The 25989-nt window shown below is 58.5% G+C and carries 24 protein-coding genes; 7 read left to right on the top strand and 17 right to left on the bottom strand.

Annotation, left to right across the window (positions count from 1 at the left end; all coding sequences use genetic code 11):
• The first annotated feature begins 135 nt into the window (after window positions 1-135).
• The 5 genes from bioF to B9Q17_RS02055 all read left to right on the top strand — a co-directional run bounded on the left by bioF (window position 136) and on the right by B9Q17_RS02055 (window position 7038).
• Window positions 136-1323, top strand: a complete 1188-nt coding sequence (bioF, locus tag B9Q17_RS02035; RefSeq protein ID WP_094623896.1) for an 8-amino-7-oxononanoate synthase — start codon at window positions 136-138, stop codon at window positions 1321-1323.
• On the top strand, window positions 1320-2144 hold the full coding sequence (gene bioC / locus B9Q17_RS02040; protein WP_094623897.1) for a malonyl-ACP O-methyltransferase BioC: 825 nt from the start codon (window positions 1320-1322) through the stop codon (window positions 2142-2144). The genes bioF and bioC overlap by 4 nt, the downstream gene beginning before the upstream one ends.
• A 193-nt stretch (window positions 2145-2337) precedes the next feature.
• Window positions 2338-3042: a dethiobiotin synthase gene (gene bioD / locus B9Q17_RS02045; RefSeq protein ID WP_094623898.1), complete on the top strand. Its 705-nt coding sequence runs from the start codon at window positions 2338-2340 to the stop codon at window positions 3040-3042.
• A gap of 182 nt (window positions 3043-3224) precedes the next feature.
• A complete protein-coding gene (locus B9Q17_RS02050) occupies window positions 3225-5024 on the top strand; it encodes an acyl-CoA dehydrogenase C-terminal domain-containing protein (RefSeq protein WP_094623899.1) in 1800 nt (599 codons plus the stop codon).
• A gap of 223 nt (window positions 5025-5247) precedes the next feature.
• Window positions 5248-7038: an acyl-CoA dehydrogenase C-terminal domain-containing protein gene (locus B9Q17_RS02055; RefSeq protein WP_094623900.1), complete on the top strand. Its 1791-nt coding sequence runs from the start codon at window positions 5248-5250 to the stop codon at window positions 7036-7038.
• Between the two features lie 217 nt (window positions 7039-7255).
• Here the strand turns inward: B9Q17_RS02055 and B9Q17_RS02060 are convergent, their stop codons facing one another.
• From B9Q17_RS02060 to leuS, 5 genes are all read right to left on the bottom strand, one after another.
• The gene (locus tag B9Q17_RS02060) at window positions 7256-7891 is read right to left on the bottom strand and encodes an endonuclease (protein ID WP_022989717.1); all 636 of its coding nucleotides are present in this window, start codon (window positions 7889-7891) and stop codon (window positions 7256-7258) included.
• A 188-nt stretch (window positions 7892-8079) separates the two neighbouring features.
• A complete protein-coding gene (locus B9Q17_RS02065; protein ID WP_022989716.1) occupies window positions 8080-8343 on the bottom strand; it encodes a hypothetical protein in 264 nt (87 codons plus the stop codon).
• Between the two features lie 104 nt (window positions 8344-8447).
• Window positions 8448-9461 (bottom strand): DNA polymerase III subunit delta, encoded by a 1014-nt coding sequence (gene holA, locus B9Q17_RS02070; RefSeq protein ID WP_094623901.1) that lies wholly within the window; start codon window positions 9459-9461, stop codon window positions 8448-8450.
• A complete protein-coding gene (locus B9Q17_RS02075) occupies window positions 9458-10039 on the bottom strand; it encodes an LPS-assembly lipoprotein LptE (protein WP_094623902.1) in 582 nt (193 codons plus the stop codon). The genes holA and B9Q17_RS02075 overlap by 4 nt, the downstream gene beginning before the upstream one ends.
• Window position 10040: 1 nt before the next feature.
• On the bottom strand, window positions 10041-12626 hold the full coding sequence (leuS, locus tag B9Q17_RS02080; protein ID WP_094623969.1) for a leucine--tRNA ligase: 2586 nt from the start codon (window positions 12624-12626) through the stop codon (window positions 10041-10043).
• Between the two features lie 183 nt (window positions 12627-12809).
• Here leuS and B9Q17_RS02085 point away from each other — a divergent pair, with 183 nt between their 5' ends.
• Window positions 12810-13358, top strand: coding sequence for a zinc ribbon-containing protein (locus B9Q17_RS02085; RefSeq protein ID WP_094623903.1), 549 nt, complete (start codon window positions 12810-12812; stop codon window positions 13356-13358).
• 204 nt (window positions 13359-13562) lie between these two features.
• Here the strand turns inward: B9Q17_RS02085 and lnt are convergent, their stop codons facing one another.
• From lnt to miaB, 5 genes are all read right to left on the bottom strand, one after another.
• A complete protein-coding gene (lnt, locus tag B9Q17_RS02090; protein WP_154707607.1) occupies window positions 13563-15032 on the bottom strand; it encodes an apolipoprotein N-acyltransferase in 1470 nt (489 codons plus the stop codon).
• Between the two features lie 67 nt (window positions 15033-15099).
• Entirely contained in the window at window positions 15100-15945 is an 846-nt protein-coding gene (locus B9Q17_RS02095) for a CorC family transporter (protein WP_022989709.1), read from the bottom strand.
• Window positions 15942-16415 (bottom strand): rRNA maturation RNase YbeY, encoded by a 474-nt coding sequence (gene ybeY, locus B9Q17_RS02100; protein WP_022989708.1) that lies wholly within the window; start codon window positions 16413-16415, stop codon window positions 15942-15944. Before ybeY ends, B9Q17_RS02095 begins: the two co-directional genes overlap by 4 nt.
• Window positions 16412-17398 carry a PhoH family protein gene (locus B9Q17_RS02105; protein WP_022989707.1) on the bottom strand — a complete coding sequence of 329 codons (987 nt, stop codon included), beginning with the start codon at window positions 17396-17398 and terminating at the stop codon, window positions 16412-16414. The genes ybeY and B9Q17_RS02105 overlap by 4 nt, the downstream gene beginning before the upstream one ends.
• Window positions 17399-17828: 430 nt before the next feature.
• A complete protein-coding gene (gene miaB / locus B9Q17_RS02110) occupies window positions 17829-19175 on the bottom strand; it encodes a tRNA (N6-isopentenyl adenosine(37)-C2)-methylthiotransferase MiaB (protein WP_094623905.1) in 1347 nt (448 codons plus the stop codon).
• A 400-nt stretch (window positions 19176-19575) separates the two neighbouring features.
• Between miaB and trmH the strand changes: the two genes are divergently transcribed.
• On the top strand, window positions 19576-20310 hold the full coding sequence (gene trmH / locus B9Q17_RS02115) for a tRNA (guanosine(18)-2'-O)-methyltransferase TrmH (RefSeq protein WP_094623906.1): 735 nt from the start codon (window positions 19576-19578) through the stop codon (window positions 20308-20310).
• On the opposite strand, the gene B9Q17_RS02120 is transcribed toward trmH, so the two are convergent.
• From B9Q17_RS02120 to cysD, 7 genes are all read right to left on the bottom strand, one after another.
• The gene (locus tag B9Q17_RS02120) at window positions 20307-20789 is read right to left on the bottom strand and encodes a hypothetical protein (RefSeq protein ID WP_094623907.1); all 483 of its coding nucleotides are present in this window, start codon (window positions 20787-20789) and stop codon (window positions 20307-20309) included. The genes trmH and B9Q17_RS02120 overlap by 4 nt on opposite strands.
• Window positions 20786-21286 carry a nucleotidyltransferase family protein gene (locus B9Q17_RS18340; protein ID WP_244177284.1) on the bottom strand — a complete coding sequence of 167 codons (501 nt, stop codon included), beginning with the start codon at window positions 21284-21286 and terminating at the stop codon, window positions 20786-20788. The genes B9Q17_RS02120 and B9Q17_RS18340 overlap by 4 nt, the downstream gene beginning before the upstream one ends.
• Window positions 21287-21348: 62 nt before the next feature.
• Window positions 21349-22365: a nucleoid-associated protein gene (locus tag B9Q17_RS02130; RefSeq protein WP_058341321.1), complete on the bottom strand. Its 1017-nt coding sequence runs from the start codon at window positions 22363-22365 to the stop codon at window positions 21349-21351.
• Window positions 22366-22614: 249 nt separating this feature from the next.
• Window positions 22615-22869, bottom strand: a complete 255-nt coding sequence (locus B9Q17_RS02135) for a Txe/YoeB family addiction module toxin (protein ID WP_058341320.1) — start codon at window positions 22867-22869, stop codon at window positions 22615-22617.
• A complete protein-coding gene (locus B9Q17_RS02140; RefSeq protein ID WP_094623908.1) occupies window positions 22866-23117 on the bottom strand; it encodes a type II toxin-antitoxin system Phd/YefM family antitoxin in 252 nt (83 codons plus the stop codon). Before B9Q17_RS02140 ends, B9Q17_RS02135 begins: the two co-directional genes overlap by 4 nt.
• A gap of 232 nt (window positions 23118-23349) precedes the next feature.
• Window positions 23350-25008, bottom strand: a complete 1659-nt coding sequence (cysN, locus tag B9Q17_RS02145) for a sulfate adenylyltransferase subunit CysN (RefSeq protein ID WP_094623909.1) — start codon at window positions 25006-25008, stop codon at window positions 23350-23352.
• A gap of 1 nt (window position 25009) precedes the next feature.
• Entirely contained in the window at window positions 25010-25918 is a 909-nt protein-coding gene (gene cysD / locus B9Q17_RS02150) for a sulfate adenylyltransferase subunit CysD (RefSeq protein ID WP_094623910.1), read from the bottom strand.
• Window positions 25919-25989: the final 71 nt, after the last annotated feature.

Consider the following 25989-nt stretch of genomic DNA (forward strand, 5'->3'; position numbering starts at 1 on the left):
GTAGGGCTTTCCGGGACTATCTTTCGCCAGGGATGGCGAAAGCTAAGCGCACAGGGATGTCTTGAGCGTGTCCCGGAAAGCCCTACCCGGTTTGCTGCGGAACCTTAAGTACAGCATTTGAGAGTAAGCGACACTATGCGTGACTTTGGCGCCGAGATTGAACAGCGAAAACAGGCCGGGCTGTACCGTACTCGCCGGTTAGTGTCTGGGCCCCAGAAACCTGAGCTGATAGCCGATGGGAAGCCGCTGCTGTCGTTCTGTAGTAACGATTATTTGGGGCTGGCGAATCATGCTGGAAATATTTCAGCCTTGAGTGAAGCTTTGCCTGAAACCGGTCTGGGCGGCGCCGCTTCTCACCTGGTTTGCGGCCACCACGATGCCCATCATCAGCTGGAACAGCGGCTGGCGGAGTTCACGCAGCGTAGTTCGGCGTTGTTTTTCTCGACTGGGTACATGGCCAACCTGGGTGTGATTTCAGCGTTGGCAGGGCGGGGGGATACGATTTTTTCGGATCGGTTGAACCATGCTTCGATTATCGATGGCTGCATTCTAAGCCGGGCGAAGGTGCGCAGGTATGCTCATGGCGATGTGTCTTCGTTGGAGGCGATGCTGGCGCAGACGTCGGGCCATAAGCTGGTGGTGACTGATGGCGTGTTCAGTATGGATGGTGATATCGCGCCGTTGAAGGAGCTTGCCAGGGTGTGTAAGGCCCATGATGCGTTGTTGGTGGTGGACGATGCCCACGGTATCGGCGTGCTTGGCCCGCAGGGGCGGGGTAGTGTGCTGGAGGCGGGGTTGTCGGAGGCGGATGTGCCGGTTTTGATTGGCACCCTGGGCAAGGCCGTGGGCACCAGCGGGGCTTTTGTGGCTGGGACGGAGGTGTTGATGGATTACCTGGTGCAGAAGGCGCGCACTTACATCTACACCACCGCCATGCCGCCGGCGCTGGCGAAAGCGACTTACGCCAGTATTGACCTGATCGAGCAGGATGATGCTCGCCGCACCCACTTGCAGGCTTTGATTGCCCGGTTCCGTGCGGGTGCGCAGGAGCTGGGTTATCAGTTGATGCCCTCGTACACGCCCATCCAGCCCATCATGGTAGGGGATAACCATGCAGCTCTGGCATTAAGCCGGGCGCTGGAGGAGCAGGGCATACTGGTCACCGCCATCCGCCCGCCCACGGTGCCGGAAGGCGAAGCCCGGTTGCGGGTTACCCTGAGCGCCGCGCATTCGGAAGCGCAGGTTGATCGGTTGTTGAAAGCCTTGGCCCGGTGCCGCTCTCTGTTACCGGAGCAGGCCGTTCAGGAGCCGGTGGCGGTATGAGTGCCTATACCGATCTGACGGCAATAGCCCGTTCCGAAGGCGGAACCGGCAGCAAAGCCTGCATCGCCCGGGGCTTCGGCAGCGCCAGCCAGACCTACGACAGCGCCTCCCGCCTGCAAAAAGCCATGGGCGACACCATGCTCGCCCGCATTCCCGAAAACTTCGAACCAACAAGCATCCTGGACCTCGGCTGCGGCACCGGCTGGTTCACCCGCAAACTGGCAAACCAATACCCGAACGCCACCATCACCGGCGCAGACCTTGCCTCCGGCATGCTGCAACAGGCCCGATCCTTCAGCCCTGAAACCATCACCTGGCTTAACGCAGACGCCGAACAGCTCCCCCTGGCCGACAACAGCGCCGACCTGATCTTCAGCAACCTGATGATCCAATGGAGCACCCGCCCGGATACCGTCCTGGCGGAATGCCAAAGAATCCTCAAACCCGGCGGCACCCTCGCCATCTCCACCCTGCTGGATGGCACCCTCGAAGAACTCAAACAAGCCTGGACCAAAGCCGACCCCGGCCAACCCCACGTAAACCGTTTTACCCACCATGCTGACTGGCAGCAATTAACCAGTCGGCAACTCCCCGGTTCCAGCCTCGAGACGGCAACCCTTACCTTGCCCTATGATTCCCCCATGGCCCTGAACCGTGAGCTCAAGCACCTCGGTGCCGTGTTCAAAGGCGAAGAACGCCGCAGAACCGTTACCGCTCCGGGACGGTTCAGGGCAATGTCTGCCGCTTATCCGACAGCGGAAAACGGTGAGATCATCGCCAGCTACCATGCAGGCTGGTTGTACTGGTCAAAGCTGATCTGACTACGACTTTCAATGACTGGATGAGGACGGCAACCTCGAAAGTTTGCGGTGAGGGTGTGGTGTGTCTTTCCGGGACTATAGAGGGCCAGGGATGGCCCGACCTAAGCGCACAGGGAAATCTTGAGCGTGTCCCGGAAAGACACACCACACCCTCACCTTGCACCCGAAACCGATACAGTAGGAACTCCAGAAAATGGCAAAGAAAACCTATTTCGTAACAGGCACCGACACCGGCGTAGGCAAAACCATCGTGGCCGCCGCCATCCTTAAGGCCGCCAAGGCCCAGGGCAAGCGCACCCTCGCCATGAAGCCCATAGCCTCCGGCTGCGACCAGACCCCCGACGGGCTGCGCAATGAAGACGCACTGATGCTGCAAGCGGCCATGACCGAACAACTGGCCTACGACGCCATCAACCCCATCGCCATGGAACCCGCCATCGCCCCCCACGTAGCCGCCCAGCAAGCCGGCAAACAACTCAGTGCCCAGCGGCTGGTCGGCTTTTGCCGCGGAATGCAGATTCGCCCGGCCGATCTTATGCTGGTGGAAGGCGCCGGCGGCTGGCGGGTTCCTCTGAACGACCGCGAAACCTATGCAGCGGTGCCCCGCGAGCTGAAACTGCCCGTGGTCCTGGTGGTCCCTCTCAAGCTCGGTTGCATCAATCACGCCATGCTCACGGTGGAGGCCATTCAGAATGACGGCCTGACGGTAGCCGGCTGGGTAGCAAATCACCCGGAGCAGGAAACCATGAGTTGCGAACAGGAAACCCTCGGTTACCTGGTCAACCATATTCCGGCGCCGTGTCTGGGCATATTACCCCGCCTTGATGGCACAGCAACCGAGCGCCTGCCGGCCCGGCTGGCGGAGTTTCTGAATATCTCGCCGTTATTTGACGGCTGACAGGTTCTGCAGGCCGGGCCACACAAAATTTGCTCAGGGCTATTGACAATTCCGTGCCTCAAAACGTATGTTTCAAACAAGTGTTTAATTAAGGCCGCGGTGCAGCGCATCGTGGTGTCTGAGCAAACCCAAGGCCGAAGGCTGTTACTGCATTCAGCCGAGACCAAACCGAGGTGGATTCCATGCCTGAATACAAAGCGCCCCTGCGTGACATTAAATTCGTAATGAACGAGCTGCTGAACAGCGAGCAGCACTACGCCAATCTGGAAGGTGCTGAAGACGCGACTCCGGATATGGTTGATGCCATCATCCAGGAAGGCGCCAAGTTCTGTGAGCAGGTATTGTCTCCGCTGAACCAGGTAGGTGACCAGGAAGGCTGTACCTGGAGCGAAGACGGTGTGAAAACCCCGACCGGCTTCAAAGAAGCTTACCAGCAGTACGTTGAAGGTGGCTGGCCGTCCATGACTGCCGACCCCAACTACGGTGGCCAGGGCTTGCCGCACTCCATCGGCCTGGTGGTCAGTGAAATGGTTGGCACCTGCAACTGGTCCTGGGGTATGTACCCGGGCCTGAGCCACGGCGCTACCAACACCATCGAAGCCCACGGTACCGAAGAGCAGAAGCAGACCTACCTGACCAAGCTGATCAGCGGTGAGTGGACCGGTACCATGTGTCTGACCGAGCCGCACTGTGGTTCTGACCTGGGCACCCTGCGCACCAAGGCCGAGCCGAACGCTGACGGCACCTACAGCATCACCGGTACCAAGATCTTCATCTCTGCCGGTGAGCACGACATGGCCGAGAACATCGTCCACATCGTACTGGCCCGTCTGCCGGGCGCACCGGAAGGCACCAAGGGTATCTCCCTGTTCATCGTGCCCAAGCAGCTGCCGAACGAAGACGGTTCTGCCGGTGAGCGTAACGCGGTTTCCTGTGGCTCCCTGGAGCACAAGATGGGTATCCACGGTAACGCGACCTGCGTGATGAACTTCGACGGCGCCAAGGGCTGGCTGATCGGGCCTGAGAACAAAGGCCTGAACTGCATGTTCACCTTCATGAACACTGCCCGTATCGGTACTGCCATCCAGGGTCTGGGTGCTGCAGAACTGGGCTTCCAGGGCTCCCTGGCTTACGCCAAAGAGCGTCTGGCCATGCGTTCCCTGAGTGGTCCGAAGAACCCGGATGGCATCGCTGACCCGATCATCGTGCACCCGGACGTACGCCGTATGCTGCTGACCCAGAAGGTTGTAGCCGAAGGCGCCCGCGCCCTGATCTACCTGGCTGGCCAGCAAGTGGACGTGGTTCACAGCGGCAAGACCGAAGAAGAGCGCAAGCACGCCGACGCACTGCTGGGCTTCCTGACCCCGATCGCCAAGGCGTTCCTGACCGAGATCGGTTACGAATCTGCCAACCTGGGTATGCAGGTCTTCGGTGGCCACGGCTTTATCGCTGAGTGGGGCATGGAGCAGAACGTTCGTGATTCCCGCATCGGTATGATCTACGAGGGTACCACCGGTATCCAGGCACTGGATCTGCTGGGCCGTAAGGTTCTGATGACTCAGGGCGAAGCCTTGAAAGTGTTCACCAAGCAGGTTCACGTATTCTGCAAAGAGAACGCCGACAACGAGCAGCTGAAAGAGTTCATCGAGCCGCTGGCTGCGATCAACAAGGAGTGGGGCGATCTGACCATGAAGGTTGGTATGACCGCCATGAAGAACCGCGAGGAAGTCGGTGCCGCTGCTGTGGATTACCTGATGTACTCCGGTTACGCAGTCTTCGCTTACCTGTGGGCCCGTATGGCCAAGGTGGCACTGGACAAGATGGCCGAAGGCACCTCCGAGGAGATGTTCTACAACGCCAAGGTTCAGTCTGCGCGCTTCTACTTCAAGCGCCTGCTGCCGCGCACCAAGACCCACGCAGAAACCATGCTGGCCGGTGCAGACAGCCTGCTGGATATGCCGGAAGAAGCCTTCGTTATCTAAGACGGGGTTGCTATCTGGTTGAAGGCACAGCAAAAGCCCGTTCTCCGCTCGGAGGCGGGCTTTTTTCATGAGTTTGGTGGCACGTTTGAGGTAGAATGGCGAGCCACAGAATAACAACCTTGTTTCGGACACATAGCCGAGCGGGCGAACCAGAAGACCTTTACACAGAAGGCGTTGTTACCCGGTTCCCCAAGTGACTGACTGAATTTCTGGAGAGTTATACATGGCTGATTATCAGGCACCCCTTCGTGACATGCGTTTTGTATTGAACGAAGTGTTCGACGCGCCCGCACTCTGGGCCTCTCTGCCAAAGATTGCCGAAAACGTAGACCCGGACACTGCCGACGCGATTCTTGAAGAAGCTGGCAAGATCACCGGCGGCGTACTGGCGCCCCTGAACCGCGAAGCGGACGAGCAGGGTTGTAAGTGGAATGAAGGCGAAGTAACCAGCCCGGAAGGCTTCAAGGAAGCCTACCAGACCATCGTTGAGGGTGGCTGGAACGGCCTGGGCGGCAACCCGGAATTCGGCGGCATGGGTATGCCGAAAACCCTGGTGGCCCAGTTTGAAGAAATGATGCAGGGCGCCAACATGGCCTTCGGCCTGGCCCCGATGCTCACCGCCGGTGCCTGCCTGGCCCTCGACGCCCACGGCAGCCAGGAGCTGAAAGAGAAGTACCTGCCCAACATGTATTCCGGCGTATGGTCCGGTGCGATGGACCTGACCGAGCCCCACGCCGGTACCGACCTGGGCATTATCCGCACCAAGGCCGAGCCCAATGACGATGGCTCTTTCAACGTGACTGGCACCAAGATCTTCATCACCTGGGGCGAGCACGACATGGCGGAGAACATCATCCACCTGGTGCTGGCCAAGCTGCCGGACGCGCCCAAAGGTCCGAAGGGTATTTCCCTGTTCCTGGTGCCCAAGTTCATGGTGAATGACGACGGTTCCCTGGGCGAGCGCAACCAGTTCAGCTGCGGTTCCATCGAGAAGAAGATGGGTATCAAAGGCTCAGCCACCTGCGTGATGAACTTCGACGGCGCCAAGGGCTGGCTGGTTGGTGAAGAAAACAAAGGCCTGGCCGCCATGTTCACCATGATGAACTACGAGCGTCTGGGTGTGGGCATCCAGGGCATCGGCGCCGCCGAAGCTTCCCTGCAGAGCGCCCGCGAATACGCCAACGAGCGTATCCAGAGCCGCGCGCCGACTGGTGCCCAGCAGCCCGAAAAAGCCGCTGACCCGATCCTGGTACACCCGGACGTACGCCGCATGCTGCTGACCATGAAGAGCTATGTGGAAGGCGGCCGTGCCTTCTCTACCTACGTGGCCCAGTGGCTGGATATTTCCAAGTACTCCCAGGACGACGAACAGCGCAAACACGCCGAAGGCATGGTTGCCCTGCTGACCCCCGTCGCCAAGGCCTTTCTGACCGACCGCGGCCTGGAAACCACCATCATCGGCCAGCAGGTATTCGGTGGCCACGGCTTCATCCGCGAGTGGGGCCAGGAGCAGCTGGTACGCGACTGCCGCATCACCCAGATCTACGAAGGCACCAACGGCATCCAGGCCATGGACCTGATGGGTCGTAAAGTCGTCGGCAGCCAGGGCAAACTGTACGAACTGTTCGTACAGGACGTAGCCACCTTCATTGAAGCAAACACCGGCGACGCCGCCCTCAAGCCCTACCTTGAGCCGCTGGCGGCTGCTGTTGAGCGCCTGTCTGACGTTACCGAACACGTCATCAAACAAGCCGGCGACAACCCCAACGCCATCGGCGCCGCGGCGGTCGATTACCTCGACATGTTCGGCTACACCGCCCTGGCATACATGTGGGCCAAAACCGTCAAAGCCGCCGCTCCGAAGGCAGAGGGTGACACCTCCGGCTTCTACACCGGCAAGCTGAAAACAGCCCGCTTCTACTTCGACCGCCTGCTGCCAAAGACCGTGTCCTTGGCCGAAGGCATTCGCAGTGGCAGCGATGCCATGATGGCTCTGGCGGCTAACGAAATCTGATACAGGTTTCGTTCTTCCAGCAAGCAAAAAAGCAGGCCCAGGTGGCCTGCTTTTTTGTTGATAGCGAACTGAAATATATGGGCGCCGGTCAGGGTATGGCTATCCAAAACCTTGCGGAGCCAGGGATGGCGGAGCAGAGCGTACACGGACGTATCCACAGCGTGTTTTGGAAAGCTACCCCCTGACTGGTGCTTACTCCCAAAGTGAGATCAAAGCCTCAGAGCCGACTAATCAACCCGGGATTAACCACAAATGGATTCTCATTACCCTGAATCTCGGCAATCCGGCTATGCCGCGCCAACTCGCCATCATCCGGCGGATCCATCTCGTTCCAGCCCTGGAACAGCGTAGTAGCCCCCAACCACGGCAAACCGTACGTATCGACCATGTACGCCATGGTCCGGGCCACATCACCCTTGGCATGCTCGGGCGGCTCGAAAAATTGTGTGCTTTCACGAATACCGCAGTCATCCGGTTGGGCACTGGCGCCAATGTTTTCATAGCGGGCATTGCGGCGACGCATCTCTATCCGGCTGGTTACCGGCACCATATTGTGCAAATCCGAGGCAATCTGCCGGTAGCGGTTATCCCGCTTGCACTGCGATGTAGTGCCGCAATCCAGGGCGGAACGCACATCCGCCAGCGGGTAGATATAACCGTCGGTCAGCACAAAGCCCTTGCTGGTAAACGGTTTTTCGCAGAAGAAGGATGAACCGCCTTCCGCATACAGGTTGCCCCAGAACTCATTCTTGATAACGGTTTCGGGATCACTGAAACGGATGTTCTGGCCAGTAACCAGACCGGCAGAGAGGGACAGGGCGAGAGTGACAGAGAGTGCAGTAACTTTTTTCATATGACAGGTATACCTCACAGTATGTGCCATATTCCTTGGCCAGCCAGACGGCAAGTTGGTGGCAAAATGAACAACACGACAAAATTATGACGCAAGATTCATTTCTTACTGTGAAGTATGGCACAGAGACGATGAGAAGTGTGTCTCTGTGCCTGTCTTGATGTGTCTGTTTGTTAACGGGTTAACGTTTACTTCAGCTTGTTGCGGATGTTCTGGTAGCCGGATTTAAGCTCTTCACCCATCTTGCGGGCGGTTTCCCGGGCTTCCTGGCTGGCGTCTTCTGCGTCATGGAAAATCTGGTCGAGCTTCGAACGGAACTTGTCCCAGTTCTGCTCCAGGTCGTCCCATTCGTCCTTCACATCTTCCTTGGCCAGGTGCATCTGCACCTTGGCTTCGTCGCGGTATTGTCTGACTTTCTCGGACAGTTTGTTGAATTCGTCTTGCAGGCTCATGGCAGGTTCTCCTTCCCTGATTGATTGGAGAATGTACAATGCGCCCGATTGCAAAATCGTGTCAAGTGCCGCCGGGGCCGGTACTCTCCCGGGTTTGACCCAGGTCAGCCGTTACGGGTTGCGGCCAGCAGAATTGAGAGGTCACGCAGGTAATGCCAGGGCGTCAGGTCATCAAAGCCCTTGGCGGCCCGGTCAGTCTGGCTGCACAGGGCCAGGGCCTGGTTCAGGCGGGGCAGAGTCAGGCGGCGGGCTGCCTGCTGAATGGCAGACGCTCGCCGGGGCTGGAAAACGCCCCGTTTCTTCAGGAAGCCCGAGGGGTTATCGCCCGGGGGCAGGGCGGTCTTCAGCTCGATAATCATGTTCAGGTCGCGCACCAGCACGCTCAGCAGGCCCAGGGGATTTTCCCCTTCCTGCTGCAGTACGCCGATGATGCGGCTGGCGTGGCCGGCCTTACCAGTGAGCAGTTCGGTGACCAGCTCAAAGCCGTTGAAGCGGGCGCTGTCCTGGACTGCCTGCTCTACGGTTTCCTCGTCAATGGTTTTGCCGTTGGTCAGCAGCGTCAGGCGATCCAGCTCCTGGCTCGCCGCCAGCAGGTTGCCTTCCAGCCGTTCAGCCAGCATTCCCAGTGCACCGCGAGTCAGACTCAGCCCCTGATTACTTGCCCTTTGCTGCAGCCAGTTGGCGAATTTGTCCGCCTCAACCGGCCACACCGGCACATGTACGCCGGTTTTCTGAAGGTCCTTGTACCATTTACGCTTGGTTTCCGCGGCATCCAGCCTGGCGCTGATCAGCAACAGGATGACGTCTTCAGGCGGGGCCTGCAGGATTTGCTCGAGTACCTTGCGGCCATCGCCGAGTTTGCCGGTGGGCAGGTGAATCTCGATCCGGCGTTTTTCCGCAAACAGCGACATGGCGTTGCATTCGTCTGCTACGGAATTCCAGTCAAGCTGGTGATCTGCGTGGTAGGTGAGGCGGTCCTGGTAACCGGCATCCCGGGCGGCCTTTCGAACCTGGTCGCAACACTCCTGAACCAGCAGGGGTTCATCACCGGAGATCAGGTAAACCGGTGCCAGGCCTTTTTTCAGTAACTGAGGGAGCTGGCCAGGCTGGGTTTTCATTGCGGCTCAGCCTGTTCCTGGCTGGCCCGGTAATCCTCGATGATGGTGTCTATCCGTTCCCGGGTCATGGGCGCCAGGCGGAAGATAACCTGCTGGGCCAGCCGGTCGCCCAGCTGTTGCCGCAGTTCCTCTTCCTCGCGCTGCTTGGCGAGTACGTTGGTTTCGTCGTAGCGGTAAGTTTCGCTGGCATTCAGGTTGGTGCTCGCAATCAACGGGATCCGGTCAGCCGTGAGCAGTTCAATGGCTACCGTGTGGCGCAGAACGTACTCTGCGGCAGCGGCCTGGGCGGTAATGGCCGAGGCCCGGCGATCCTGCCGGTAATCTCGCAGGCGCAGGATGTAATCGGCCTGGGTGGCGCTGTCGGTAACCTGTACACCGCCCAGGGTCAGCTGATCCCGGACCGATTGACAGAAACGGCCGGGCAGGTTGTCCGGGCAGTCTACCGCCAGGGGTTGCAGCGCGGCCGGTACCGGCGAGGTGCCCCGTAACTGAAAGCCGCAGCCGCTGGCCAGCACCAGGGTAGCCAGTGCCAGGGCGGCGAGTTTCAACGCTTTCAGGAACGGGGCGGTGGTGGTCATATCAGTTAGCCACCACGTTGACCAGTTTGCCGGGCACTACAATCACCTTGCGAACGGTATTGCCTTCAACAAAACGCTGAACGTTTTCGTTCTCCAGGGCCAGCTTTTCCAGGTCCGGCTTGCTGATATCGGCCGGGACTGTGGCCTTGGCCCGTACCTTGCCGTTGACCTGCAGGACCACTTCGATCTCACTGCGGACCATGGCGCTTTCATCGGCAACCGGCCAGCTGGCGTCAACCACCGGCTCACTGTGGCCCAGCACCTGCCAGAGTTTATGACAGATATGAGGCACGATCGGAGCCAGCACCCGTACCGCGGTGTCCAGGGCTTCCTGGCGCACGGCGCGGCTCTGGGGTTCGTCATCACCCAGGCGGCCCACTTCATTCAGCAGTTCCATTACGGCTGCAATGGCGGTGTTGAAGGTCAGGCGGCGACTGATGTCGTCACTGACCTTGGCAATGGTCTCGTGGGTCTTGCGGCGCAGGTCTTTCTGGCTGCTGTTCAGAGCGCTGGCATCCAGGGCAGCAACATCGCCGCCGGCCGCATGCTCGGTCACCATGCGCCACAGGCGCTTGAGGAAGCGGTGCGCGCCCTCCACGCCGCTGTCAGACCACTCCAGGGACTGCTCTGGCGGTGCGGCAAACATCATGAACAGGCGCACAGTGTCGGCACCAAACTCATCGATGATCGACTGGGGATCGATGCCGTTGTTCTTGGACTTGGACATCTTGGTAACGCCGCCGATTTCCACCGGCTGGCCATCGGCTTTCAGGATGGCGCGTACCACCTGGCCCTTGCCGTCGCGTTCTACGGTGACGTCCGCCGGGTTGAACCAGGTCTTTCCGCCGTTGTCTTCGTTACGGTAGTAAGTTTCGGCCAGCACCATGCCCTGGGTGAGCAGGCGGTTGAACGGCTCGGAACTGTTTACCAGGCCCACGTCCCGCAGCAGCTTGTGGAAGAAGCGGGCGTACAACAGGTGCAGGATGGCGTGCTCGATACCGCCGATGTACTGGTCTACCGGCAGCCAGTAGTTGGCGGCGGCCGGGTCCAGCATGCCCTTGTCGTAGTTGGGGCTGCAGAAACGGGCGTAGTACCAGGACGACTCCATAAAGGTGTCGAAGGTATCGGTTTCCAGGGTCGCGGCCTGGCCGTTGAACTCGGTTTTGCACCACTCCGGGTCGGCCTTGATGGGCGACTGCACGCCATCCATCTCGACATCTTCCGGCAGGCGAACCGGCAGCTGATCGTCCGGAACCGGCATTTCGGTGCCGTCCTCCAGGGTCATCATCGGGATGGGCGCGCCCCAGTAACGCTGGCGGGAAACACCCCAGTCGCGCAGGCGGTAGTTAACGGTGCGCTTGCCAATGCCGTTGCTTTCCAGGTGGCTGGCGATTTCCTCGAAAGCTTCATCGCTGGTCAGGCCGCTGTATTTGCCGGAGCTTACCAGTACACCTTTTTCGGTGTAGGCCTTTTCCTGAACATCGATATCTTCGTGGTTGCTCGGCGCAATCACCTGCTTGATGGCCAGTTTGTATTTGCGGGCAAACTCATGGTCACGGTCATCGTGGCCCGGTACGGCCATCAGGGCGCCGGTGCCGTAGTCCATCAGCACAAAGTTGGCGACCCAAACCGGAATTTCTTCCTGGGTCAGCGGGTGGATGGCCTTGAAACCGGTATCAATACCTTTCTTTTCCATGGTGGCCATTTCGGCCTCAGCGACCTTGCTGTTACGGCACTGGTCGACAAACTCTGCCACGTCGCGATGGCGCTCTGCCGCCGCCTTGGCCAGCGGATGCTCGGCAGCGACCGCCATGTAGCTCACGCCCATCAGGGTGTCCGGGCGGGTGGTGTACACGGTCAGGCCGTCTTCACGGTCTTTCAGCGGGAAGGTCAGCTCGGTACCGGTGGACTTGCCGATCCAGTTGCGCTGCATGGTCTTGACCTGTTCCGGCCAGCCTTCCAGGTCGTCCATGTCGTTCAGCAGTTCTTCCGCGTAGTCGGTGATGCGGATGAACCACTGGGGAATCTTTTTCTGCTCTACCAGCGCGCCGGAGCGCCAGCCGCGGCCGTCAACCACCTGTTCGTTGGCCAGGACGGTCTGGTCAACCGGATCCCAGTTAACGGTGGACATCTTCTTGTACACCAGGCCCTTCTCGTACAGGCGGGCGAAGAACCACTGTTCCCAGCGGTAGTATTCCGGGTCACAGGTGGCCAGTTCGCGGCTCCAGTCGTACCCGAAACCCAGCTGTTTAAGCTGGTTTTTCATGTAATCGATGTTGGAGCGGGTCCACTTTGCCGGCGCGGACTTGTTGGCAATGGCGGCGTTTTCCGCTGGCAGGCCGAAGGCGTCCCAGCCCATAGGCTGCATCACGTTCTTGCCCTGCATGCGCTGATAACGGGAAATGACGTCGCCGATGGTGTAGTTGCGAACGTGGCCCATGTGCAGCTTGCCGCTGGGGTAGGGGAACATGGACAGGCAGTAGTACTTGGGCTTGCCCGGCTCTTCCTTCACCTTGAAGGTTTCGTTGGTTTCCCAGAAGTTGCGGGCGGTCTGTTCTACGTCACGTGGGTTGTATTGCTCGTCCATTCCTGCCATTACCAAAAGTACCCTGTGAGAAAAGGATGTTCGAAAAGGCCGAACATTCTAACGCACCGAAGGCTTAACAGGTAGTCTGCCAAATTCTGCGGGATGTGCCAGACTATCAGTAATGGCGAAGGCCGCAGGCCAGTGCCCCGAAGTCAGGTTGGAAGTCAGGTTGAAGGAGCCGTTATGACAGAACCGGAACGCAGTCACCTTTCAGGTAAAGCGCTCGAGGCCTATGACCGGATGCTGGAGCGGGTGCAGACCCGCCTGCACGATCTGCAGGAGACGTCCCTGCAGACTCTGGAAGAAGAAGTGCAGAAGGCGGTCGAGTTTGAATACGAACTGGAGGAGATGACCCGGGAGGAAGCAGATCTGCTGGGCGCCTACCTGCAGCGGGACCTCCAGCATTTGATGCACTTTGTGGAGGAAACCGGGGAGGGCCTGAAAGAGTGGCTGCAGCTGGACATCTCCCTGCTGGAGCAGACCCTGGCCGACCGCCTGCTGTCGGTGGCCGACCAGACCCTGGTTGACACCCTGGAGCTGTCGCAGAAGCTGGAGAACGAGGATGTCAGCCACTACATCTCCGGAGAAGTGGCCACCGCAGGTATGTTCCGGTGTCTGAACTGCAGCCATATGCTGTGCCTGACCAAAATCAGTCACCTGCATCCCTGCGAGGCTTGCGGTTCCCACTACTTTGAGCGCGTGACCAGCCGGTGGCCGCCAAAAAAAGAGTAATTTTTGCCACGGAATCCACGGAAGGACACGGAAAAATAAAAGACTTAAAGACTTTTTTGCCACGAAATCCACGAAAAAACACGAACAAAGATTACTGACTAGAACCTGAAACGTCTTTGTCTTTATTTCGTGTTCTTTAGTGGATTTCGTGGCAAATCATTTTTCTTTTTTCCGTGTCCTTCCGTGGATTCCGTGGCCAAAAAGTCAGTTTTTAGGAATCACCCGCTCCCGCACAAACACGATCAGGATCACGGCCAGGGTCAGCACCGGCCAGGAGCCGGTCTGCATGTAGGGCGTGCTGCCTGTGGCGGAGAACACCTCGCCGGTGAGTACGGCCCGCTGGAACTGGGGGATGCGCTCGGTGATCTGGCCTTTTTCGTTGATGATGGCCGTCACCCCGTTGTTGGTGCCGCGCAGCATGTAGCGCCCGGTTTCCAGGGCGCGCATGCGGGCCAGTTGCAGGTGCTGAAGGGGGCCGATGGAGTCGCCGAACCAGCCATCGTTGCTGATGGTCACCAGCATGCCGGTATTCCGCGCGTTGAACGCCACAAAATCCGGGTAGGCCACTTCGTAGCAGATGTAGGGCATCAGCCGGGTATCGGTGGCGCTCAGGCCGGATTGCTGGCCCGGGCCCGGGGTGAAGCTGCTCATGGGCAGGTCAAAGAAGCCAATCAGGCCCCGCAGTAATCCCTGCAGCGGCACATACTCGCCGAAAGGCACCAGTTTCTGCTTGTGGTATATGCCCTCGCCGCCACCGGCAGCCAGGATGCTGTTGTGGAAGGTGTAGTCCTCGATGTCGCCGCTGTAGCCATACCAGGGAATACCGGAAATCAGTGTGCTGTTCTCGCCAAGCCGTTCCTCGATGTGGTCAATGATCTTGCCGGCCTGGTCCTGGGGAATGGGAATGGCGGTTTCCGGCCACAGGATGATGTCTTTATTCCAGTGTTCTTCAGTCATCCCCAGATACGCCACAATCTGGTCTTTCAGGAACTCCGGATCCCACTTGATCTGTTGCGGAATATTGCCCTGCATGGCGGCAAAGCTTTTCGGCTCCTCGCTGATAGTGGTCCAGCTGACCTGATTAAGGGCAGGAGCCAGCAGCCAGGGTAATACCGCGATCGCCGCCGTTGCACCCGCCGCAGTTTTTCGGCCAGCCAGGATCAGCCACCACGCCCCGTAAGCTGCTGCGCCGGTAACCACGATCCAGAAGGTCAGCCCGTGCACACCGGTTAATGGTGCCAGCCCGGCCAGTGGGCCATCGGTGTGGGCCGTGCCCAGGTACAGCCAGGGAAAGCCGGTCAGCAGCCAGCCCCGGAGCCAGTCCCCCAGTAGCCAGATGGCGGGAAACAGGATCAACCGTCGCACCATGCTTTGCCTGGCCAGCTTGCCCCAGAACCAGAACGCCAGCCCGTGGAATAGCGCCAGCCCTGCCACGAACAGCACCATCAGCAGAACTGCGATGGGCACCGAGGTGTTGCCGTGCTTGCTGATGCTGATGTAAATCCAGCTCACGCCGGAGGCAAACAGCCCAAGGCCGACAAACCAGCCGGCGCGAAACAGCTTCTCCGAGGGCAGGTTCAGGGTAACCAGGAGGATCAGAAGAACCGATACCGGCCCCAGCGCCCAGATATGGAACGGCGAGAAGGTAAGGGTTTGCAGGGCGCCGGCGATCATCAGGATCACCGGCCCCAGCCAAGGATGGGCAGTAAATTTCAGGTTGAGCGGATGGCTCAGGCCGTTTTCATGACTCACTTCGGGTTACCTGCAGCAAACGGATGACTCGGTTATCGGCGTTCGCAATAGTAAACTGCAAACCGCCGAATTCAACCGTTTCGCCCCGTCTGGGCAGGTGGCCGAACTCTTTGAGCACCAGGCCGCCAATGGTATCGAACTCCTCTTCGTCCAGGCCGGTGCCAAAAAATTCATTGAAGTCGTCAACCGGAGTCACGGCCTTCACCGCAAAGGTGCCATCGCCCCGGGCCTTGATATGGGTTTCTTCGTCGAAATCGTGTTCGTCTTCGATCTCGCCGACGATCTGCTCCAGCACATCCTCAATGGTAATCAGGCCTGCCGTACCGCCGTACTCATCCACCACGATGGCCATGTGGTTGCGGTTTTCCTTGAACTCCTTGAGCAGCTGGTTCAACCGCTTGCTCTCGGGCACAAAGGTGGGCGGGCGCAGGATTTCACGGATGCGGGACCAGTTGAGGTCGTTGTTCAGGGCCAGCGGCAGCAGATCCTTGGCCAGCAGAACACCCAGCACGTCGTCCGGGCTTTCACCAATCACCGGGAAACGGCTGTGGGCAGATGACATGATCTCGGGCAGGAATTCTTTCGGTTCCTGGGAGGCTTTCACGGTGATCATCTGTGAACGGGGGATCATGATTTCATCCACCCGCATATCGATCACCTGCATGGCACCTTCGATGATGCTCATGGAATCGGTATCAATAATGCTCTGGGACTCGGCGTCCCGCAGAATTTCCAGCACGTCCTCAACGGACTCAGGCCCGCTGGAAAAGGCCTGTGATATACGCTCCAGCCAGGACTTGCTGCCCTGGCTGCGACTCGACTGATCGTCGCTCATGAGTCTGGTTCCGTTTCCTCTGCTTCGTAAGGGTTAGCAAATCCGAGCTGCGACAGCAGCCGGACCTCGAGGGCTTCCATGACCTCGGCTTCGTTATCTTCAATATGGTCGTAGCCCTGAAGGTGCAACATACCGTGCACCACCATATGAGCCCAGTGGGCTACAGGCTCTTTATGCTGTTCCTGCGCCTCTTTTTCAACAACCGGTGCGCAAATAACCAGATCTCCGGCCAATGGCATCGTTATACCCGCTGGCGCTTCAAATGGGAAGGACAAAACATTGGTGGGTTTGTCCTTGCCCCGATACTGGTGGTTCAGCTCCCGGCTCTCGTCGTTATCGACAATACGGATGGTCACCTCGGACGGATCCTCGCCCAGCCAGGCCTTTTCGGCCCAGCTGTGGAACTGCGCTTCATCCGGCACACCCGCACCGTCAAAGGCCTTCTGGAAGTCCACAGTCAGCTTGTTCATCGGCTGCCGGAGCTCCCGTCATCAAAGGAATCGTAGGCTTCCACAATCCGCTGAACCAGCGGGTGGCGCACCACATCCTTGGCTTCAAACCGGGTAAAGCCAATGCCCGGCACCTTGCTCAACACGCCGGCGGCGTGAATCAGGCCGGAATTCTGGCCCCGGGGCAGGTCCACCTGGGTGGTATCACCGGTAATCACTGCCGTAGAGCCAAAACCGATCCGGGTCAGGAACATCTTCATCTGCTCCCGCGTGGTGTTCTGGCTCTCGTCCAGAATAATGAATGAATTGTTCAGGGTACGGCCGCGCATGAACGCCAAAGGCGCAATCTCGATCACGCTCTTCTCGATCAGGCGGGTGACCTGGTCAAAGCCCAGCATTTCATAGAGCGCGTCGTACAACGGCCGAAGGTACGGGTCCACCTTCTGGGCCAGGTCGCCCGGTAGAAAGCCCAGTTTCTCGCCGGCTTCCACCGCTGGCCGAACCAGCAGAATCCGCTTCACCTGCTCGTCTTTCAGTGCCTCAACCGCACAGGCCACGGCCAGCCAGGTCTTACCTGTACCCGCCGGCCCGATACCGAAATTGATATCGTGGGTGCGGATGCTATGCACATACTTCTGCTGATTCCGGCCCCGGGGCTTGGCGGTCAGTTTGGGGGTCTTGATGACGGTAATCTGGCCTTCATCATAGGGCACGTCATCCGGCAGCCGTTCAAGGCCGGTCTCGCGGATAAACAGGTGCACAGTATCCGGCGGAATGTCCTCGCTGGCCTCCGTTTCCCGGTACAGGTGCCGAATGACCTCGGTAGCCGCCGCCACGTTTTCAGTGTGGCCTTCCACCCGGAAATGATGCCCGCGCCGGCCCACTTTCACTTGCAGGCGCTGCTCAATCATCTTCAGGTGTTCATCAAACTGCCCGCACAGGGTCGCCAGCCGACGCTGGTTCACCGGGTGCAGGTCAAATTGTCTGGTATCGTGAGTGTTCAAGTTTTCTCCGAGTTTCCTACTCCCGGGTATCAGGGAGTATGCATTTCTTGAATTGGGCAGTATGGCCGATGCGTGGGTTCGCTTCCACAGGGACGCTCAAGACGTCCTGTTCGCTTAGCTTCGGCCATCCATGGCCTACGATACCCTGTGGAAGCGAACCCACGCACCGGCCTTTCTTGCTATGTGCAGGTTCGCTGATTAAAAATCAAGCTGGCTTGGCTGTTGCTTCATGATGAACGCACTATGGTGAGCGTTTTGGCATGCTGCACTGTTGATGGTCGGAGCTTGGGCGGGTAGGCCTTCCAAAAATGTGCGGAGCCATGGATGGCGGAGCAGAAGCGTCACAGGGATGTGCCGTAAGGAGCGGTTTTTGGAAGGCCTACCCGCCCAAGATCCCGCCCCCAAACAACAAACACATAGGTGCCGAAGCCTAAAACAACTCAGAACTAACCGGCACACCACGAAGAGAGTTCGGGTAGGCCTCGACGATTTCTACGTCGATGAAGTGGCCAACCACCTCAGGATTCTCGTGGCGGAAGTTCACGATGCGGTTGTTCTCGGTACGCCCCGCATACTCGCCCGGGTCTTTCTTGGACAGACCAGTCACCAAAATCCGCTGAGTGGAACCCACCATCTTCCTGCTGATATCCATCACATTCTGATTCAGGCGATCCTGCAGAATACTCAACCGCTGCTTCTTCACCTCCATCGGCGTATCGTCCGGCAGATCCGACGCCGGCGTACCCGGACGGGCGCTGTAGATGAAGCTGAAGGACATATCAAAGCCGATGTCGTTGATCAGCTTCATGGTGTCCTCGAAATCCTTATCGGTTTCACCCGGGAAGCCGATGATGAAATCCGAAGAAAAGCTGATGTCCGGGCGGATCTTGCGCAGGCGGCGCAGCTTGGATTTGTACTCCAGCGCCGTATGGCCACGCTTCATGGCTGCCAGGATGCGGTCGGAACCGCTTTGTACCGGCAGGTGCAGGTGGCTGACCAGTTCTGGTACCCGCTCGTAGACCTCGATCAGGGCATCGCTGAATTCCACCGGATGGGAGGTGGTGTAGCGAATTCGATCGATGCCGTCGATGGTGGCGATTACTTCGATCAGCTCCGCCAGGTCCATCTGGTCGCCGTCGTGGGTGTCACCACGATAGGCGTTTACGTTCTGGCCCAGCAGGTTCACTTCGCGCACGCCCTGGGCAGCCAGGTGGGCCACTTCGGCGATCACGTCGTCGACCGGGCGGCTGACTTCTTCGCCGCGGGTGTAGGGCACTACGCAGAAGGTGCAGTATTTGCTGCAGCCTTCCATGATAGAAACGAACGCAGAAGGGCCGTCGGCACCAGGTTCGGGCAGGTTGTCGAACTTCTCGATTTCCGGGAAGCTGACGTCGACCACGCCTACGCCGTTACCTTTCATGCGCACTTCGCTGATCATGTCCGGCAGGCGGTGCAGGGTTTGCGGGCCAAAGACCATATCTACGTAAGGTGCCCGGTCGAGGATGGCCTGGCCTTCCTGGCTGGCAACGCAGCCGCCGACGCCGATGATCATATCGGGCTTTTTGCTTTTGAGACGTTTCCAGCGGCCGAGCTGGTGGAACACTTTCTCCTGGGCTTTTTCGCGAATGGAGCAGGTGTTCAGCAGCAGGATGTCGGCGTCATCCGGGTTGTCGGTCATTTCAACCGCTTCGCCGGTTTTGAGCAGGTCTGCCATGCGGGCAGAGTCGTACTCGTTCATTTGGCAGCCGTGGGTTTTGATGAACAGCTTCTTGGCCATGGGTCTCACGTAGTTTGGTGTGTGTTGCGCCGGGGTGGTGTGGGGCGCTGGCAAAAATTGACTGCGTATTATAACGGGGTGCCTAAACTTCAACCACCGTTGTCTCGGATTGTCTCTAGTTTTGCTGTGGTATCATTTCCAGCTTTCCGGCGTGGGTGCAAGAAGGCTTGTGGGATGGGGCTTCCAAAAAACGCTCCTTACGGCACCCCTTCGGGGTCCGGCCCACAATCACAGATTGTGGTCGCTCAGCTGTCGCATGAAGCATTGCTTCATAAGCGCTCGGCTGAGCCCCTGTGGCGCTTCTGCTCCGCCATCCATGGCTCCGCAAATTTTTGGAAAGCCTCCCCCAAAGCCCTTCCCGGACCGCTGTGCTGTCATTAACAAGGCCTGGATTTTACCCATGACCCCCGAACGCCTCGCCCGAATCAAACAAGTCCTGAACACCCGCCAACCCGACCTGCGGGTGCTGACGGACCAGGTGCATAAACCCCGAAACCTGTCCGCCATCATCCGCTCCTGCGACGCCTTTGGTGTGGCGAACATGCACGTGGTCTGGCCGAAGGAGGGTTTTCGGGCGTTTCGCAAAACAGCCGGCGGAAGCTTTCACTGGGTAACAACCCACACCCATCCCACCATGGACAACGCGGTGACCGAGCTGAAGGCGCAGGGGCACAAGCTGTATGCCGCGCAATTGTCCGACCGGGCGGTGGATTTTCGGGAGGTGGATTTCACCGTGCCGTGCACGATTATCATGGGTAACGAGGTGGACGGGGTGAACCCGGTGACCGCCGAGCAGGCGGATGAGCATATCGTGATTCCGATGATGGGGATGGTGGAGTCGCTGAATGTGTCGTCGGCCTGTTCCATCATCCTCTCGGAAGCCCAGCGGCAGCGTAAGCTGGCGGGGATGTTTGATCAGCGACGGATGCCGGATGACGAATACAACCGCCTGCTGTTCTGCTGGTGCCAGCCCACGGTGAAGCGCTACTGCGACGACCGCAACCTGCCGTATCCGCCCATCGACCACGAAACTGGCGAGCTGGTTGACGGGGTAGGGTGGATGCAGGAAGTCAGAAAGATAAGGGCGAATCGCCCCCGGTGGGATGAGCAGCCAGAGAATATCGAAGCAGGCTAGTCTTGGTGGACTAATGCTCCAACCTGTTTCTCGAGATCGCTCGCAAATTCTGTCAGCACGCTGATCTTGGAGTGCGCCGTGATCAGCGCATCAAATAATGTCTGAGCGTTCTCGATGTACTCGTGGATCATTTGGTTGCGTAACTGCCTGAGTGCAATCCATTGCTCAGAAGATTCAAGCCAACCATACTTCTCGGCTTTTTCGAGGTTGAATAACAGAGCCTGTTTTGGTTCGCCCAAGGCTATTAACAACGCGGGAAGTAGTTTATCTCCCAAGGTGTCTTGCAGTCGGCAAAAGCGGCTGGTGAAGGCTTCGACCTTCATTGCCAGCTCCGGGTTTGAGTCCAGTGTTTCAACCGACTGAAAGGGTAAAACTGGATCAAATACCTGTTGTGCGGCGTAGTTCAGGTGCTTGATTTCCTTGTCAATCACTCGGCTCAAAAATTTGAGCCTTTCCTGCATTTCTGGTGATACCTTCACAGAGCAATTCCTTGTGCCCGGGCAATTTGGTGAATTACGGCTCGCTCAAGATTTGGGGCATCCAATAGAATGTCAATCTTTCGGTCGCCTAGCTGTTTGATGATTTTGGCCTGAAGTCTGGCTACATCCCAGGCAGGGTGGTCTGCTACTTCGTCGATAGTGACCAGCAGGTCGATGTCGCCCCCTCTGGCTGTGTCATCGGCGCGCGACCCAAACAGGGCCACTCTGGCGCCCGGGCCAAAAATCTCCCTGACAGAGGCTTTGATAACAAGTACCTCTTCAGCCGTTAACCTCACAGTGACGCCCCCCTTGTTAACTCCGCCATTATCCAACCATGGAGACAAGCATAGACTTTCCCGATCAGACTGACCATCGTCGTAGTGTTCCCCATAGAATCCGAAACCTAAGCGGTCAGTATGGAGCAATGCCGGTGCGGGGTGGGTGAAGCTTTTTTCTGCCGGAAAAAGATGTCTGAGCGAAGCGAGTTGTTTTTCCAAAGAAAAAAGCTTCACCCACCCCGCGACCCGCCCCCAAAACCAGCAGGCTAGGAAAGCACAACTCAGTCCTCGCGGGCTTCCAGGTACCGCTGCAGCTGCTCCCGCAGAGCCTTGGGCAAGCGGGTAATGGTCAGGGCGTCTTTGTCACGGTCGTAGTAAACGGCCTGGTTCACCAGGTCAGAAGAGAAAGACACGCTCATACCCCCGCCAGAGCCGGCAATGCGCACCAGTTTTTTGACCTTGCGGTGGTCCGGATGCAGCACGCCGGTTTCGGGCATTTCTGCGTTCTTGCTTGCGAATTCCTTGAAGCGCTCAGGCTGGCTTTCGTCCAGGTAATTGGACAGCGCCTCGATGGCCACCGGCTCGCCGAGGGCGTGCTGGTCTTTGCAGAATTCGTAGGCCTTGGCGCGGACTTCCCCGGCCTTTTCCGGTTCGCTGGACTTGGCGAAGGCTTCCACTGCGTCCAGGAAAGTCATGGTTTCCTTTTCCACATCCACGCTGTTGGTGAACGCGCACAGGCGCAGGAACAATTCGCCGGGGTCGCCGGTGCCGCGGGCATGAACGACGGTCATGTAGTTGTCGCTGGTGTTCTCGTTACGCCATTCGTCCAGTTCGATTCGGACGGCGAGGTTCAGGCGTGACAGGCTCAGCACGTCTGTGGCGTCCAGTTTCTGGCTGCCGTCGAAGCGCATGGCGCCGTCGGTTTCGAGGATGAACAGGTAAACCACTTCGGAATCCGCCAGGGCGTCGTGCACCACCATCAGGTGGCCATCAAACTCTTCCTGGCTGCCATTGAGCAGTTCCTGCCACTGGCCGAACAGGCGGTCGGTCATGGCGGTGAAGGTTTGTTTGTCTTCCAGGTAGTCTTTAAGCCAGGCGCTGAACGGGCATTCGCCGATGTCGTCCGAGAAGCGGCCGTATTTCTTGCCGGGTTTGCTGTTGAACAGGCGCTTCATCTGCTTGTGCAAGGCTTCGTAATCGCCACCGGGCTCCTGCAGGGCCTCGCCGGCAACAAGGCGGGCGGGCTGGCCCGGCTGGTACTGGCTGGCGAAGGCGGTGCGCAGGTGTTTGATGGCCATTGTGTTCAGCTCCTGTGGTTAATCTTGGTGGGCGGGGGATTTTGCCATGGTTCGGCGTGGGATTCATTGTAGCTTTCGAGTTGTGGGGGCGGGTCGCGGGGTGGTGGTTTATTTTTCTTTGGAAAAACAACTCGCTTCGCTCAGACATCTTTTTCCGGCAGAAAAATAAACCACCACCCCACGACCGGCAGACCATTTGAGTGAAGTCGGCTTTTTCTGGAACTGCTGAGGATAAGGGGGTGTTTGCTGTCAGTAGTGATATCGGAGCTGGGCGATGAGTAGGGCGTCTTCGGTGACTTTGTAGACCATGCGGTCTTCTTCGTTAATCCGGCGTGACCAGTAACCGGCGAGGTTGTGCTTTAGTGGCTCCGGCTTGCCGATGCCTTCGAAGGGCTCCCGCATGGTCTCCTTGATAAGTTTGTTGATGCGACTAACGACCTTTTTGTCAGTTCTCTGCCAGTACAAATAGTCTTCCCAGGCGTGCTCGGAGAAGATGAGTTTCATTCAAGAAGGTCCTTTTCCTGACTGCCGCCTTGTTCCAGTTCAGCGACGGATTCCAAAAGACGGCGGGCGTTTTTGGGTGCCCGTAGCAGATAGGCGGTTTCCTGCAGTGCTTCGTAATCCTCCAGCGAAATCATCACCACAGACTGGGCCTTGCTCCGGGTAATAATCACCGGTGAGTGGTCTTCACAAACCTGCTCCATGGTTTTCGCCAGATTACTTCTTGCAACGGTATAGCTGATAGCGTCCATAAAATATGCCCTGTACAGAATGCTGTACTGTACAGGATACTGTGCAGGCCAAAAAGTGGCAACCACCAACAAACAGTTGGATTACAGCCCCCCCCCTAAAAATCTCTGCCGGCGTCGGGGTGGGGGATGGTTTTCTGCCGGAAAAAGATGTCTGAGCGAAGCGAGTTGTTTTTCCAAAGAAAACCATCCCCCACCCCGGCAGCCCGCCCGCCAAGGATGGGGAATCAAGAGCTTAAACCCGCTGACTCCGAGCCAGTTCCGGCAAGAGCCCGGCAACCGCAGCTTGAATATCGGTCTCCGAATCAGCAGAAACGCTGGCATTGGCAATGTCAGTGCCCAGGTTCACCGCCACAGCCACCAGGCCATGGGCGGTCAGCAGCTGAGCCACGCGCCGGCGCTCGTCGGCGTCGCCGGTGTTTTCTTCGGACACCACCACCGCCGTCTTGCCCTGGTCAAACAAAGCCCGCTCCACGGCCAGGGCCAGTTGCGGGGCCTGTTTGCCGGTGCAGGCGATGATGGCCGGTTTCTGGGCCAGGCGGCGCTCGCGCTCCTCAGAAGTAACCGGATCAAGCGATTCCAGGCCATCGGCCAGGCCGGCGATCATACCGGCGCCGACCGTTACGTTGGTCAGGCGGTCGATGACGATGAAGCTGCCGGTGGCGTGGTTGCGCTGGTAGGCGTCGAACGCGATGGGCTGGTTCAGGGTCAGTTCGCACAGGCCGATTTCGTTGAGCTGAAGCTGGCTTGGGTTCGGGTTCTGCTCCAGGGTGTTTACATCGGTCTGGTGGTGAATCTTTTTCACCGTGCCGGAGGTAAACGTGGGCCCCAGCTTGATGTCGTAGAGGCGGCCGGTTTCCAGAGGCGCGTCGGTCATCCAGACAATGTTGGCGTTAAAGCGGTTGTGAACTTCCGGCTCGTCGTCCGCTTTCACCAGCATGTCGCCACGGCTGATGTCGATTTCGTCTTCCAGGGTCAGGGTCACCGCCTGGTCGATGTAGGCTTCGCTCAGGTTGCCGTCGAAGGTGACGATTTCCTTCACTTTGCTGGTGCGCCGTGAGGGCAGGGCCATCACGGTTTCGCCCGGGCGGATCACGCCGGAGGCGACGGTGCCGCAGAAGCCCCGGAAGTTGAGGTTGGGGCGGGTGACGTACTGCACCGGGAAGCGGAAGTGTTCCAGGTTTTTGTCCCGGGAGACCTCCACTGTTTCGAGGATTTCCATCAATGGCTGGCCGGTGAACCAGGGGGTGTTCTCGCTCTTGTTCACCACGTTGTCGCCGTCCAGGGCGGAAATCGGCACGAAGCGGATGTCCTTCAGGCCCAGCTTGGTGGCAAAGGCCAGGTACTCGTCGCGGATTTCGTTGAAGCGCTGTTCGCTGAACGCCACCAGATCCATCTTGTTCACCGCCACCACAATGTGGCGAATGCCCAGAAGTGAAGCGATGAACGAGTGCCGGCGGGTCTGGGTCATAACGCCGTGGCGCGCGTCGATCATCAGGATCGCCAGTTGCGCGGTGGAGGCGCCGGTGGCCATGTTGCGGGTGTATTGCTCGTGGCCCGGGGTGTCGGCGATGATGAACTTGCGCTTGTCGGTGCTGAAGTAGCGGTAGGCCACGTCAATGGTGATGCCCTGTTCACGCTCGGCCTGCAGGCCGTCGACCAGCAGGGCCAGGTCCAGTTTTTCACCGGTGGTGCCCATCTTGGCGCTGTCGGTTTTCAGGCTGGCCATGTGATCTTCGTAGATCATTTTGGTGTCGTGCAGCAGGCGGCCAATCAGGGTGCTTTTGCCATCATCCACGCTGCCGCAGGTAAGCAGGCGCAGCAGCTCTTTGTTTTCGTGTTGTTTCAGGTACGCCAGAATATCGTCGGCGATCAGTTCAGACTGGTGTGACATCTCAGAAGTACCCTTCCCGCTTTTTCTGTTCCATGGAGCCGGCGGAATCGTGGTCGATTACCCGGCCTTGCCGTTCGGAGCTGGTGGCCAGCAGCATTTCCTGGATGATGTCCGGCAGCGTATTGGCCCCGGATTCAATGGCGCCGGTCAGGGGGTAGCAGCCCAGGGTCCGGAAACGCACCGACTTGAGCATCGGCTTTTCGCCTTCTTTCAGTGGCATGCGGTCGTCGTCCACCATAATCAGGGTGCCGTCGCGCTCCACCACCGGGCGCTCGGCGGCGAAATACAGGGGCACTATGTCGATGTTTTCCAGGTAGATGTATTGCCAGATATCCAGCTCGGTCCAGTTCGACAGCGGGAACACGCGAATGCTTTCGCCCTTGTTGACCTTGCCGTTGTAGATATTCCAAAGCTCCGGGCGCTGGTTTTTTGGATCCCAGCGGTGGTGTTCATCCCGGAACGAATACACCCGCTCCTTGGCCCGGGATTTCTCTTCATCCCGGCGCGCGCCACCGAAGGCGGCATCAAACTTGTACTTGTTCAGAGCCTGTTTCAGGGCCTGGGTTTTCATCATGTCGGTGTGCTTGGCGCTGCCGTGGGTGAAGGGACCTATGCCCTGCTTCACGCCTTCTTCGTTGGTGTGCACGATCAGATCCAGCCCGTAACGGCTCACCTGCTTGTCACGGAATTCGATCATCTCCCGGAATTTCCAGGTGGTGTCTACGTGCATCAGGGGAAAGGGGGGCTTGCCCGGATAGAAGGCTTTGAGCGCCAGGTGCAGCATCACGGCGGAATCCTTGCCGATGGAATACAGCATAACCGGGTTGTCGAACTCGGCCGCTACTTCCCGGATGATGTGGATGCTTTCTGCTTCCAGCTGCTTGAGATGGGTGAGGTTGTATGTGGTCATGGTTTTCCGTTGCCGCAAAGGCCAGTAAGGGCTTTAACTCAGAAAACCGACTATATCAGAGGGCAATATGG

The organism is Marinobacter vinifirmus (assembly GCF_002258215.1).
Taxonomy (GTDB): Bacteria; Pseudomonadota; Gammaproteobacteria; order Pseudomonadales; family Oleiphilaceae; genus Marinobacter; species Marinobacter vinifirmus.

Coding starts and splice junctions, on each gene's coding strand:
- holA (WP_094623901.1), bottom strand. CDS start 9,461: ATGAAAACCCAGCCTGGCCAGCTCCCTCAGTTACTGAAAAAAGGCCTG.
- B9Q17_RS02060 (WP_022989717.1), bottom strand. CDS start 7,891: ATGAAAAAAGTTACTGCACTCTCTGTCACTCTCGCCCTGTCCCTCTCT.
- miaB (WP_094623905.1), bottom strand. CDS start 19,175: ATGGCCAAGAAGCTGTTCATCAAAACCCACGGCTGCCAAATGAACGAG.
- B9Q17_RS02055 (WP_094623900.1), top strand. CDS start 5,248: ATGGCTGATTATCAGGCACCCCTTCGTGACATGCGTTTTGTATTGAAC.
- B9Q17_RS02140 (WP_094623908.1), bottom strand. CDS start 23,117: ATGGACGCTATCAGCTATACCGTTGCAAGAAGTAATCTGGCGAAAACC.
- trmH (WP_094623906.1), top strand. CDS start 19,576: ATGACCCCCGAACGCCTCGCCCGAATCAAACAAGTCCTGAACACCCGC.
- B9Q17_RS02085 (WP_094623903.1), top strand. CDS start 12,810: ATGACAGAACCGGAACGCAGTCACCTTTCAGGTAAAGCGCTCGAGGCC.
- ybeY (WP_022989708.1), bottom strand. CDS start 16,415: ATGAACAAGCTGACTGTGGACTTCCAGAAGGCCTTTGACGGTGCGGGT.
- leuS (WP_094623969.1), bottom strand. CDS start 12,626: ATGGACGAGCAATACAACCCACGTGACGTAGAACAGACCGCCCGCAAC.
- cysN (WP_094623909.1), bottom strand. CDS start 25,008: ATGTCACACCAGTCTGAACTGATCGCCGACGATATTCTGGCGTACCTG.
- B9Q17_RS02130 (WP_058341321.1), bottom strand. CDS start 22,365: ATGGCCATCAAACACCTGCGCACCGCCTTCGCCAGCCAGTACCAGCCG.
- cysD (WP_094623910.1), bottom strand. CDS start 25,918: ATGACCACATACAACCTCACCCATCTCAAGCAGCTGGAAGCAGAAAGC.
- bioF (WP_094623896.1), top strand. CDS start 136: ATGCGTGACTTTGGCGCCGAGATTGAACAGCGAAAACAGGCCGGGCTG.
- lnt (WP_154707607.1), bottom strand. CDS start 15,032: ATGATCGCCGGCGCCCTGCAAACCCTTACCTTCTCGCCGTTCCATATC.
- B9Q17_RS02050 (WP_094623899.1), top strand. CDS start 3,225: ATGCCTGAATACAAAGCGCCCCTGCGTGACATTAAATTCGTAATGAAC.
- B9Q17_RS02135 (WP_058341320.1), bottom strand. CDS start 22,869: ATGAAACTCATCTTCTCCGAGCACGCCTGGGAAGACTATTTGTACTGG.
- B9Q17_RS02095 (WP_022989709.1), bottom strand. CDS start 15,945: ATGAGCGACGATCAGTCGAGTCGCAGCCAGGGCAGCAAGTCCTGGCTG.
- B9Q17_RS02065 (WP_022989716.1), bottom strand. CDS start 8,343: ATGAGCCTGCAAGACGAATTCAACAAACTGTCCGAGAAAGTCAGACAA.
- bioC (WP_094623897.1), top strand. CDS start 1,320: ATGAGTGCCTATACCGATCTGACGGCAATAGCCCGTTCCGAAGGCGGA.
- bioD (WP_094623898.1), top strand. CDS start 2,338: ATGGCAAAGAAAACCTATTTCGTAACAGGCACCGACACCGGCGTAGGC.
- B9Q17_RS02075 (WP_094623902.1), bottom strand. CDS start 10,039: ATGACCACCACCGCCCCGTTCCTGAAAGCGTTGAAACTCGCCGCCCTG.